Raw genomic sequence first — 11,669 nt, forward strand, 5'->3', positions numbered from 1 at the left:
AATTCAAGCCCAAAGAAAGGGCTTGAATGATTAATTAAAACCTTTTCTTCTTAACATCTTCTAAGATATTATTAGCTATATCACTTACTGTACTAGAAATAATAGCTGATTCATTAGCAATTTCAACATTATCTTTAGTAGTTTGATCAATTTGAGCTACGCTATCATTGATTTGAGTGATACCTGCAGTTTGTTCTTTAATACTTTCTGCCATATCATTGATAGATTGAACAAGTAAATTAGTATTAGCTTCAATTTCTGATAAAGACTTTTGAGTTCTTTCAGCTAACTTTCTAACTTCATCAGCTACCACTGCAAAGCCTCTACCATGTTCTCCAGCACGAGCTGCTTCAATAGCTGCATTTAAAGCTAAAAGATTGATTTGATCTGCAATATCACCTATAATACCTGTAACATTTTTAATCTCTTCAGATTGAGTGATAACATCACTAGTTTTAACTGAAACATTTTGCATAGAAGAAGTGATCTCTTCTAAAGCTGCTGCAGTTTCTTCTAAAGATTGAGCTTGAGAATTTGAAGAAGTGGTTAAGCTTTGAACAGCAGTTTGTAATTTTCCACTTTCATTAGCTAAGGCATTAGCAAAGTCTGAACTTTGTTTTAGCATTTTAACTATTTCATCACCTAAAGCATTAGTAGTTAATTCTACACTACCGCTAGCATTTTCTAATTTATTTCTAAAGTCTAAGCTTTTGTATTCTTCAAAAATTTTATGAATAGCATTCATATCAGAACCTACTCTAGCTTGTAAAACATCAAGAAGTTTATTTAGAACATTTTTAAGTTCAATAAGTTGTGGGTTTCTTGGATTAGCAGTAATTCTTGCTGTTAAATTACCACCTTCTACAACTGATACGGTTTGAACTGATTCTTTAACGGCTTGATTGTCTTGTTCTAAGCCTCTTTTAGTAGCAAGAATGTTTTCATTGATAGCATTTGAGATTTGTCCAAATTCATCATTGCTTTTTACTTCTATAGTAGAAACATTTTTTGTTTTATAGTTGATAAAATCAAAGAATGAAGTTAAACCTGTTTGGATAGCTGCAAGTGGGGAGAGGTATTTTGATACGATGAAATAAAGGAGGATGATGCTAAGAATGCTTGCAAAAACAACAATCACAGTTTGTATAAATGCAATTTTATAAACTGGAGCTTCTATTTGTTCTATTGGCTCTCCAACGCAAGCAGTATAAATTCCAGAAACCTTTGTGCATACAGCAAATCTTTCATTACCATCTTTTGGTCTAGTATACTCAAAAGGTTCAAGATCCTCTTTAGTTTTAGCAAGATTTGCAATAGTACTAATATCATAACCTTGTTGCAAAAGAGTTTTGTCTGTAGAAACAAATACTTTATTTTCTTCATCAAATACAAAAGTTCTACCTGGTAAATTTTCAAATTCAGCTTGCAAATCTGCCGCAAGAATATCTACAGCCAAAACCCCTATAAATTTACCATCTTTATAAAGCGGAATAGAATATGTAAAGCAAGGTAAATTTGTAGTTACATCAATATAAGATGGGGTAATATAAAGTTTATTTGTTTTAACTGCTTCTATATAATACTCTCTTGTTCTAGCATCATAATTATCAGCTTTTCCATAAGTTCCAAAATCTAAATTTTTAGCATCAGAGTCTGGATCGCTTACAACAAGTTCGCCATTTGGTTGAGCAATATAAACTGCTAAGAATCTTCCAGCATCTCTAAAATTCTTTAAATCTTTTCCAACATAATGCATTAAAGCATCTTGACTATCTAACTGTTCTATAGGATGCTTTAAAATACTTTTAGCTAAACTTTCAAGAGCTAAAGAATTTCTTGCCTTAAAAGACTCTATAGAATTTTTAGCCGTTTTAACATAATTTATTTCAGCATTCACAACTTCATGAAAAATTGCTTGCTTTACAAATATAAATGTTACAACACCTAAAATTATCAAACACACTACTGAGATTAAATTTGCAATCAGTGAAACCTTCAATTTTACACTTTTCATAATTTAAGCGCTCCTTTCTAATATTATTTTATAGAGATATCTACATAAAGTTTTAGAATTATAAATTAAAAAATCTAGATTTTTACTTAAATATAAAAGTAATAAAAAATTTTATTTAAATAAAGCTCGTTAGCATATCAAAAAAAATAAAATTAATATAAAATTATTTTTTATAGATGTTTTAAAACTATTTAACAATATCAAATACATTTTAAGGTGTGATAAAATTCAGGATTATTAAAAGTTGGAGGAAAAGGAACGCTAGCTCTAAATTCTTTATAGGTATTACCCGGGAGTGTGTCTATGATTTCTATAGTATAAGAAACACTTGTATTTTGCATTTTAGCGTTACGGATATTTTTATCATTGAAAATTTCACCTCCTACTTGTTGTTGGTTTAATATGCTAAGTATCAAATAGCATTTTTTGATTTCAAATTTAGTAAGATTTTGAACTTTTCCATTTACTATAACGCTTTCATGTCTTAGATCTCTTGTATAGGTTAGTTTGCTAAGATCGGCTTGAGTGGTGAATTGATTGATTGTCAGAAAAATAGAATATATCAAAAGTGCGGTAAAAATAGTAGCTATGGTATAAGAAATCAAAGCCATTTCTTTTTGTTTGACTTTTAGAAAGATTAAAATACAAATCAAGGCAAAGCAAATAAGTAAAATGATAAAAACTATAATATGAAAAATTGTAAAATGCATTAAAAACACTCCGAAACTAAGCGTATGGTATAGTTATTTTCATAGTTAAAATTTTCAAAAGCAATTCTTTGAAATTGGGTTGCGTTTTTCTTTAGATCTTTAATTTCTCTACTTTTTTGTCTAAAAGGGATAAATTTCTTTTTATATTCTTCTATGATATTATCATTAGGTATTTTATCTGCAAAAATTTTAGCTGTAATTTTACATTCTTTAAAATTATTTTTTGAATTATTTGTAATGTTAAAATCAACAATTAAATCATTTGAGCTTTGTATCATTTTTTGATCTGTAATAGCGATTTTTCGAGTTCTTACTTCATTGTCTATTAGTTTATACCCATAGATATAAACTAAAAAACAAATAATAATATCAAATGCAATAATAAAAAGTGCTGCTATAGGTCTATGGCGTAAAAATACGCAAAGAAGTAAAACACAAGTGAAGAGAAAAAAAACTAATAAAATCAGCATATAATCTACTAAATATAAATGAGTAGTGTAAAAAAGCACAATTTCTCTTAGTTTCTCCACTTGCGTATCCTTTTAGTTTATGTTGGCAGAACTTTGCTTTTTAGCATCTTTGGTATCAACCCAAATGTTTGGCACTGCTCCACCTGGAGTTAAGAAAATTTTAGCATCTTGATTGACTTTTAAGGCTTCATTAAATTCTTTTTGAGTTTCAATTTGTTTTAAATTTAGCAAAGGGGTGTTTAAGCTGTTTGCGATTTCTTTATTAGAATAAGCTTGTGCATCTGCTTCTATCTTAACAGCCATAGCTTTACCTTTGGCGCTGATTATGGTTGCATTTGCTTCCCCTTCAGCTAAAGCAGCTTTTTTTAAGGCTTCTTGATTAGCTCTTTCTACTTCATATTTAGTTCTTTCAGCCTCTTGTTTTGCAATTTGCACGCGTTCGATTTGTTCTTTTACTTTTGAAGGTAAAATAATTTCTCTAAGTTGTACAGCGCGAAGTTCTACAGGTTCGTTTGGTTGGGCTTCTATGGTTTTTCTTATACCTTCTTCTATTTGAGCGGCTATTGTATTACGATTAGTAGGAAGTTCTTCGGCTGTATATTTTCCTACAACACTTCGCACTACATCACGAACAACTGGATCGATAATTTTATTTTCCCAATTTAAGCTCCAAGTAGCTATAGTTTGAGGAACTTGCAGAGGATTTAAGCGGTATTGTACTGTAACATCAATAGATACAGGCAATCCACGAGAGTCAAGTACAGAAATGCTATTTTTATTAATAACACCTGAACCTGAAGATAAATTTTCATTACTTCCCTCTATAGAAGCATAGTTGATTTGTCTTACTCTAGTATCGATTATGGTTATTTTTTGTACAAAAGGTAAGAAAAAGTGAAGTCCTGGTTCTAATGGATTTGGGTCATATTTACCTGTTGTTGATTTAATCCCCATTTCCCCAGAATTTATCACCATAAAAGGTTTTGCAACGATTAAAAATAAGATAATAATAATCACCCCATAAACAAATGGAGAGAATTTCCCAAAACCTTTAAAATTAAATTCTGGTGCTTTGAAATTGAAATTTTGACGGTTGTTGTTTCCGTTATTGTTAGAATTTCTATTTTTTTTATTGAAATAATCATTTAAATCAGCTGGCATTTATTTCCTTTTTAAATATAAGTTAGCATAGATGCGTATTTTTCATTGCGTCCATAAACTACATTAAAATAAGCATCTTGAAGTTTTTTGGTTACAGGTCCTCTTAAACCATTTCCTATTATTCTTGCATCAATATTGTTAATAGGTGTGATTTCAGCGGCTGTTCCGGTAAAAAATGCTTCATCAGCAGTATAAACTTCATCTCTTGAAATTCTTTGGCGAAGCACAGTGATACCAAGATCATGAGCTATTTTAAGCACTGTATTTTGAGTAATGCTTTTTAAAGAAAAATCATTTGGAGGTGTGATTAAAACCCCGTCTTTTACAATAAAGAAACATTCTCCTGTTCCTTCTGCGATAAAACCTTCTTCATCAAGCATTAAAGCTTCTTCATAGCCTGCTTCAATAGCTTCAAATTTTGCAATTTGAGAGTTAAGATAATTTGCACTTGCTTTAGCTTTTCCCATGCATGATTTAACACTATTTCTTGCAAAAGACGAAATTTTTACTTTTATGCCTTTTTCTAAACCTTCTTCTCCAAGGTAAGCACCCCATTCCCAAGCTGCAATTCCAACTCTTACAGGAGCTTTTATATGATAAAGTCCCATAACTCCATCGCCTAAGAAAATCAAAGGGCGGATATAGACATTGCTTTTAAAGTTGTTTGCTTTTAAGAGTTCAATTTGTGCATTTTCAAGCTCTTTTTGGGAAAAAGGACAATTTAAAAGAGTAATTTTTGCAGACTCTAAAAGTCTTTTGGTGTGATCTTCAAGTCTGAAAATTGCCAAGCCTTTATCTGTTTTATAGGCTCTAGTTCCTTCAAAAACAGCATTGCCATAATGCAAAGAATGGGTTAAAAAGTGCAAAGTTGCATCTTTAAAATCAACTAATTTTCCATCCATCCAAATTTTATCTGCTGAGATCATTTTTTTACCTTTTATAGTTGTTTATTTCTTAAAAAATATTATTTTAAGAATAAATCGGGATTTTATCAAAAATATACTAACAATAAGCTTTTATTAAATTAAGGTTTTTTGTTAAAAAAAATATTAGGTATTTTTTGAAATAATTATGAAAAATTATCGTTAAAAAGGAGAAATTATGCCATTGGTAAATATTAAATTAGCAAAGCCGTCTTTAAGCAAGGAGCAAAAAGCAGAACTTATAGCTGATATTACCAAACTTTTAAGCACGAAATATAATAAAAGTAAAGAAAGAGTTGTGGTGGTTTTAGAAGATGTAGAAAATTATGACATAGGCTTTGGCGGAGAAAGCGTTGAAGCTATTAAAGCAAAGGCAAGTAAATGAGTTTAAACATAGGAGATAAAGCGCCTCAGTTTGAGCTTTTAAATCAAGATGGGGTAAAAATAGCATTAAAAGATTTTATTGGCAAAAAGGTGATTTTGTATTTTTATCCAAAAGATAATACCCCAGGTTGCACTACAGAAGCTTGTGATTTTAGTGCAAATTATGATAAATTTGGTGGCAAAAATGCGGTGATTATTGGTATCAGTCCTGATAGCGTGGCAAGTCATGAAAAATTTATCTCTAAATTTGATTTAAAACATATTTTACTTAGCGATAGTGAAAAAGAAGTTGCTAAAGCTTATGGAGCTTGGGGGCTTAAGAAAAATTACGGAAAAGAATACGAAGGTCTTATTCGTTCTACTTTTGTTATCGATGAAACAGGTAAGATTGCTCAAATTTATAGTAATGTTCGTGTAAAAGATCATGCTTTAAAAGTGCTTGAAAGTCTTTAATGCTAGTACATATTTGTTGTAGCGTAGATAGTCATTATTTTATTGAAGAGCTTAGAAAAACTTATCCTAATGAAAAAATCATAGGATATTTTTATGATCCAAATATCCATCCCTTAAGCGAATACGAACTAAGATTTTTAGATGTAAAAAGATCTTGTGATAAACTTGGTATTAAGCTTTATAAAGGTGAGTATGAGTATGAAAAATGGCTTAATGCTGTGCGTGGTTATGAAGATGAGCCTGAAAAGGGTGCAAGGTGTGAAATTTGCTTTGATGTAAGAATGGGATCTAGTGTTAAATTTGCTGCTAAAATAGGAGAAAAAAAGCTTACTACTACGCTTTTAACCAGCCCTAAAAAAGATTTAGAACAGTTAAAAAATGCTTTACAAAAAGAATGTGAGCCTTATAGAGTAGAGTTTTTAGCTCCTGATTTTCGTAAAAATGGCGGTACTCAAAGACAGTTTGCTTTAGCAAAAAAGGAAATGCTTTATCATCAAAACTATTGCGGCTGCATTTATGGGCTTAAAAAACAAAAACAAGATAAGAATTTTATTGATGAATTAATGTCTCCTGTAAATAAGCAAATTTTACCTGCAAGTATAGAAGTAAGAATAGCTCTTTATAAAAAAGTAGTTTTATGGGAAAAAAAAGGTATAAAATTTGAAATTTTAAGAGAGAAATTTTTAAATTATCGTCTTTTAAGTGCTTTGATAAAATTAGATAAAAAGCCCATTAAATCTCATATTTTATTTTATTCGCATTTTAAAAACGCTTATACAAGATTTTCTTTGGATGAGGAAAATTTAAAACAAAATTTAAAAGAAGGCTTTTATAGAAGTACTAAAGATGAAATAGTTTTAGTGGAATTTTGGCGTTTTAATGCATTTTTTAAAAACAAATGGAAAAATTTTGAAGATTTTTTAAAAAGACCTTTAAGTGTTCAAGCAGAAATTAAATGGCGTAATAAATTGTTTGGAACTTATAATCTTAGTCCTATTATCATCCTCGAAAATATTTTACCTTCAAGATATGAAGTGATAGCAAAAAGTGAAATTTATCATGATAATCAAGAGGTGCTTGTAAAAATTTAAGAAATTTATTAAGAAAAACTTTTTTTGTTAATATAATTTTTAATGATTTTTTTATATAATAAAATTTTTAATTGTTTTCAAGGTTAATTTAATAATGATAGATGTAATGCAAATTCAAGAAATCTTACCACACCGTTATCCTTTTTTACTGGTAGATAAAATTACAGAATTAAAAGTTAAAGAAGTGGTGCTAGGATATAAAAACATCAGTATAAGTGATCATGTTTTTATGGGACATTTTCCAGGGCATCCTATTTATCCTGGAGTTTTGATTTTAGAAGGTATGGCTCAAACAGGTGGAGTTTTAGCTTTTGAAAGTATGGAAGATAAAGTGGATCCAAAAAGTAAAGTAGTTTATTTCACAGGCATAGATGGAGCAAAATTTAGAAATCCTGTGCGTCCTGGAGATAGGCTTGATTATGAAATGAGCGTGGTTAAAAATCGTGGTAATATGTGGATTTTTAAAGGGCAAGCTTTTGTAGATGGAAATTTAGTTGCAGAGGCCGAGCTTAAAGCTATGATAGTGGATAAATAATGAAAAAAATTCATCCAAGTGCGGTGATTGAAGAGGGTGCACAACTTGGTGACGATGTTGTAGTAGAAGCTTATGCTTATGTAAGCAAAGATGCTAAAATAGGTAATAATGTTGTCATCAAACAAGGTGCTCGAATTCTTTCAGATACAACTATAGGTGATCATTCTCGTGTATTTTCTTATGCTATAGTAGGCGATATTCCTCAGGACATATCTTATAAAGAAGAGCAAAAAAGCGGTGTTGTTATAGGGAAAAATGCAACTATTAGAGAATTTGCAACGATAAATTCAGGTACAGTTAAAGGAGATGGTTTTACTCGTATAGGCGATAATGCTTTTATTATGGCTTATTGTCATATTGCTCATGATTGTCTTTTAGGTAATAATATTATTTTAGCTAATAATGCAACTTTGGCAGGACATGTAGAGCTTGGAGATTTTACGGTTGTAGGCGGGCTTACACCTATTCATCAATTTGTCAAAGTAGGTGAGGGTTGTATGATAGCAGGAGCAAGTGCACTTTCTCAGGATATAGTACCGTTTTGTTTAGCAGAAGGAAATCGTGCAAGTATTAGAAGTTTAAATTTAGTAGGTACTCGTCGTCGTTTTGATAAAGATGAAGTAGATAGACTTAGTAGAGCTTTTAAAACTTTATTTAGACAAGGAGATTTAAAAGAAAATGCTAAAAATTTGCTTGAAAATCAAGAAAGTGAAAATGTTAAAAAAATGTGCCATTTTATATTAGAAACAAAGCGTGGAATTCCTGTCTATAGGGGTAAAAATAATGCCTAGAAAATGTAGTTTTTGCAATGAAGTGGAGAATCCACAAAGAAGAATTTTAGCAAATGAAAATGATGATGCTTTTATTTGTGAATATTGCGTTGAAGGTGCTTATAGTATTATTTATGGAGAAGAAAAAGAATTTAAAGAACCTAAACAAAGTCATAATACAGAATTTAAAGATATCACTCCAAAAGAATTAAAAGCTTATTTAGATCGTTATGTCATAGGACAAGATAGAGCTAAAAAAGTTTTTAGTGTTGGAGTATACAATCATTATAAAAGACTTTTTAAAGCTGAACTTCAAGATGATGATACAGAGCTTTTTAAGTCAAATATTTTACTTGTTGGGCCAACAGGAAGTGGAAAAACTTTATTGGCGCAAACTTTAGCTAAATTTTTAGATGTACCTATAGCAATTTGTGATGCAACTTCTTTAACTGAAGCAGGATATGTAGGTGAGGATGTAGAAAATATTTTAACACGTCTTTTACAAGCTGCAGATGGAGATGTGCAAAGAGCTCAAAAAGGTATAGTTTTTATTGATGAGATTGATAAAATTGCCAGAATGAGTGAAAATCGTTCTATTACTCGTGATGTAAGTGGAGAGGGTGTGCAACAAGCTTTACTTAAGATTATCGAAGGAAGTTTGGTAAATATTCCACCAAAGGGGGGGAGAAAACATCCAAATCAAGAGTTTATACAAATTGACACTTCAAATATTTTATTTGTTTGTGGTGGAGCTTTTGATGGTTTGGAAACTATCTTAAAAAGAAAACTTGGAGATAAAGTTGTAGGTTTTTTTGATGATGCAAAAGAAGAAAATAAAGCTTTACTTGAGAAAATTGAACCTGATGATTTGGTGCATTTTGGTTTGATTCCTGAGCTTATAGGTCGTTTGCATGTGATTGCATCTTTAAATGAGCTTAATGAAGAAGATATGGTAAGAATTTTAACTGAACCTAAAAATGCCATTATTAAGCAATATCAAAAGCTTTTTGCTATTGATGGGGTAAATTTAAAATTTGAAGAAGATGCTCTAAGAGCTATCGCACAGCTTGCATTGGAGAGAAAAACAGGGGCTAGGGGGCTTAGAAGTATTATAGAAGAAATGATGGTAGATTTAATGTTTGAGTTACCAGAGTATAAAAACTATGATATTGTAATAACCAAAGAAGTTGTTAAAGACAATGCAAAGGCATTATTAATAAAAAGAAAAATAAGTTAAAAGGATAGAAATGATATTAGATCAACTTATAGGATTTTTTTCTAGTGATATGGGGATTGATTTAGGAACAGCTAATACGCTAGTTTTGGTAAAAGATAAGGGTATAGTGATAAACGAGCCTTCTGTTGTAGCAGTTGAAAGAGAAAGGTATGGTTCCAAAGCAAAAATTTTAGCCGTAGGTAAAGAAGCTAAAGATATGGTGGGAAAAACTCCAGGTAACATCGAAGCTATTCGTCCTATGAAAGATGGCGTGATTGCAGATTTTGATATGACTGAAAAAATGATCCGCTATTTTATAGAAAAAACACATCGTAGAAAAAGTTTTTTACGCCCTAGAATTATTATTTCTGTTCCTTATGGTTTAACTCAAGTAGAAAGAAAAGCGGTAAGAGAAAGTGCTTTAAGTGCAGGTGCAAGAGAGGTATTTTTGATCGAAGAGCCTATGGCAGCAGCTATTGGTGCAAGTTTACCTATACAAGAACCTAAAGGAAATTTGGTAGTAGATATAGGGGGTGGAACTACTGAGATCGGAGTGATTTCTTTGGGCGGACTTGCGATTTCAAAGTCTATTCGTACAGCTGGAGATAAGCTTGATATGAGTATAGTTAATTATGTAAAAGAAAAATACAATCTTATCATAGGTGAAAGAACAGGCGAAGAGATCAAAATCACCATAGGTTCAGCAATACAACTTCCAAAAGAACTTTCTATGGTGGTAAAAGGACGCGATCAAGTAAGTGGACTTTTAAGTCGTATTGAACTTACAAGTGAAGATGTAAGAGAAGCAATGCGTGAGTATTTAAAAGAAATTGCTGATGCTTTAAAAATGGTTCTTGAAATGATGCCGCCTGATTTAGCAAGTGATATAGTAGAAAATGGTGTAGTTTTAACAGGTGGTGGAGCATTGATTCGTGGTTTTGATAAATACTTAAGTGAAATTGTACGTTTGCCAGTTTATATCGCAGATGAACCGCTTTTAGCTGTAGCAAAAGGAACGGGTAAAGCTTTAGAGGAAATTTCATTATTGCAACAATTAACCAATGAAGAATAAGATTTTTTATGTTCTTGTCTTAGCCTTTTTGGTTTTTATATCTTTTTATTATGGAGGACTTATCAAGCAAAATGTTCTCCGTGTTAATGATTTTGTTATAGGTAATTTTTATAATATTAAAGATTATTTGGGAAAAAAAATTTCAGAACACTTTAATCAAGCAAATCAAATTCAGCAACTAAAAGCTAGAAATAAAGAATTAGAAGATATTGCTGTAAAGGTAACTAGTTTTGCAAATCAATTAAATCGTATTTTAGAGGATCAAAATTCTACAAAATATTTACCTCAAGTTTCTTTAACTAGAGTTATTTCTTATGTTCAATTGAATGATTATAAAAAATTATGGTTAGATTGGAGCAAAATTCCCGTTGGTAAAAACCGTGGTTTGATATATCAAGGATATACTGCAGGTATAGCTATTAATAAAAATGGTAGAGCAATGGCTCTCTTACAAGGTGATGATCAGTGTGTTTTTTCTGTTTATATAGGAAAATCCAAAGCTCCAGGTTTAATCCAGGGTGAAGATGGCAGGATTGTGGTTAAATTTATTCCAAAATGGGCAAAAATTAATACCGGAGATGAAATTTTAACAAGTGGACTTGATAATATTTTCTTTTCAGATATACCTGTTGGTATTGTGAATAGAGTTAATGATGAAGATATGTATCAAAGTGTAGAAGTAAAGCCTTATGTTAAGATTAGTATTCCTGCTTATTTATATGTAGTAGATAATTTATAAGTCAAGGATTAGACTTTTTAAAAATTTTCTATATTTTTGCTAATTATTATAACTTTGTTTAATGCTAAAAATTTTGTTAAATTATCAAATAAATGTTTATAATTGAATGAGAATTTTATAAAAAATCTTAA

The 11,669-nt window shown here is 30.6% G+C and carries 13 protein-coding genes; 8 read left to right on the top strand and 5 right to left on the bottom strand.

The window, feature by feature from the left end:
* Window positions 1–34: 34 nt before the first annotated feature.
* From FBF06_RS01265 to ilvE, 5 genes are all read right to left on the bottom strand, one after another.
* Entirely contained in the window at window positions 35–2,014 is a 1,980-nt protein-coding gene (locus FBF06_RS01265; RefSeq protein ID WP_168977499.1) for a methyl-accepting chemotaxis protein, read from the bottom strand.
* Between the two features lie 200 nt (window positions 2,015–2,214).
* Window positions 2,215–2,724, bottom strand: a complete 510-nt coding sequence (locus tag FBF06_RS01270) for a DUF2393 family protein (RefSeq protein WP_002867731.1) — start codon at window positions 2,722–2,724, stop codon at window positions 2,215–2,217.
* On the bottom strand, window positions 2,724–3,254 hold the full coding sequence (locus FBF06_RS01275) for a DUF2393 domain-containing protein (RefSeq protein ID WP_002867732.1): 531 nt from the start codon (window positions 3,252–3,254) through the stop codon (window positions 2,724–2,726). Before FBF06_RS01275 ends, FBF06_RS01270 begins: the two co-directional genes overlap by 1 nt.
* Before the next feature lie 12 nt (window positions 3,255–3,266).
* Entirely contained in the window at window positions 3,267–4,355 is a 1,089-nt protein-coding gene (locus tag FBF06_RS01280) for a prohibitin family protein (protein WP_002867733.1), read from the bottom strand.
* Window positions 4,356–4,366: 11 nt separating this feature from the next.
* Entirely contained in the window at window positions 4,367–5,281 is a 915-nt protein-coding gene (gene ilvE, locus FBF06_RS01285; RefSeq protein WP_002826902.1) for a branched-chain-amino-acid transaminase, read from the bottom strand.
* Window positions 5,282–5,456: 175 nt separating this feature from the next.
* Here ilvE and FBF06_RS01290 point away from each other — a divergent pair, with 175 nt between their 5' ends.
* From FBF06_RS01290 to mreC, 8 genes are all read left to right on the top strand, one after another.
* On the top strand, window positions 5,457–5,663 hold the full coding sequence (locus FBF06_RS01290; RefSeq protein WP_002860331.1) for a 4-oxalocrotonate tautomerase family protein: 207 nt from the start codon (window positions 5,457–5,459) through the stop codon (window positions 5,661–5,663).
* Window positions 5,660–6,115 (top strand): thioredoxin-dependent thiol peroxidase, encoded by a 456-nt coding sequence (gene bcp / locus FBF06_RS01295; RefSeq protein WP_002851665.1) that lies wholly within the window; start codon window positions 5,660–5,662, stop codon window positions 6,113–6,115. The genes FBF06_RS01290 and bcp overlap by 4 nt, the downstream gene beginning before the upstream one ends.
* Entirely contained in the window at window positions 6,115–7,206 is a 1,092-nt protein-coding gene (locus FBF06_RS01300) for an epoxyqueuosine reductase QueH (RefSeq protein WP_002867734.1), read from the top strand. The genes bcp and FBF06_RS01300 overlap by 1 nt, the downstream gene beginning before the upstream one ends.
* 94 nt (window positions 7,207–7,300) lie before the next feature.
* Window positions 7,301–7,741, top strand: coding sequence for a 3-hydroxyacyl-ACP dehydratase FabZ (fabZ, locus tag FBF06_RS01305; protein WP_002857452.1), 441 nt, complete (start codon window positions 7,301–7,303; stop codon window positions 7,739–7,741).
* Window positions 7,741–8,532: an acyl-ACP--UDP-N-acetylglucosamine O-acyltransferase gene (gene lpxA, locus FBF06_RS01310; RefSeq protein WP_002867735.1), complete on the top strand. Its 792-nt coding sequence runs from the start codon at window positions 7,741–7,743 to the stop codon at window positions 8,530–8,532. Before fabZ ends, lpxA begins: the two co-directional genes overlap by 1 nt.
* A complete protein-coding gene (gene clpX, locus FBF06_RS01315; RefSeq protein WP_002860329.1) occupies window positions 8,525–9,748 on the top strand; it encodes an ATP-dependent Clp protease ATP-binding subunit ClpX in 1,224 nt (407 codons plus the stop codon). The genes lpxA and clpX overlap by 8 nt, the downstream gene beginning before the upstream one ends.
* Window positions 9,749–9,758: 10 nt before the next feature.
* Window positions 9,759–10,799, top strand: coding sequence for a rod shape-determining protein (locus FBF06_RS01320; protein WP_168977500.1), 1,041 nt, complete (start codon window positions 9,759–9,761; stop codon window positions 10,797–10,799).
* The gene (gene mreC, locus FBF06_RS01325) at window positions 10,789–11,538 is read left to right on the top strand and encodes a rod shape-determining protein MreC (protein ID WP_002859838.1); all 750 of its coding nucleotides are present in this window, start codon (window positions 10,789–10,791) and stop codon (window positions 11,536–11,538) included. Before FBF06_RS01320 ends, mreC begins: the two co-directional genes overlap by 11 nt.
* Window positions 11,539–11,669: the final 131 nt, after the last annotated feature.

This window comes from Campylobacter sp. CFSAN093227, assembly GCF_012897855.1.
GTDB classification, from domain to species: Bacteria; Campylobacterota; Campylobacteria; order Campylobacterales; family Campylobacteraceae; genus Campylobacter_D; species Campylobacter_D jejuni.